The 232-nt window shown below is 72.8% G+C and carries 1 protein-coding gene; it reads right to left on the bottom strand.

Annotated features, from left to right (window positions below; all coding sequences use genetic code 11):
• A partial coding sequence (locus tag AC3XQU_RS25050; protein WP_489876786.1) for a hypothetical protein occupies positions 1-232 on the bottom strand: 232 nt, incomplete at both ends.

Raw genomic sequence — 232 nt, 5'->3', positions numbered from 1 at the left:
CGTAGACGGCCACGCCGTCTTTCCCCTGGATCTCGTCGACGCTCACCCGCTCGCCCTCGCTCGTGCGGAGGTCACCGAGGCGGTAGGGGGTGCGGGCGTCCCATGCGGGGGCTTCGGAGAGGATGCGGTGGCCTTTGGCGGCTTCGAGCTGTGCGCCGGCTTCCCGGGCCTGAGCGGTGGCGCGCTCGTCGCGGGCGCGCTGTACGGCGTGGGGGAAGTATCCCGGCTCCTC

The sequence above is a fragment of the Telluria sp. AZSoR62 genome, from assembly GCF_058111565.1.
Note: the sequence above shows the minus strand (reverse complement) of the source record. Positions and strands in the feature narration are given on the sequence as shown.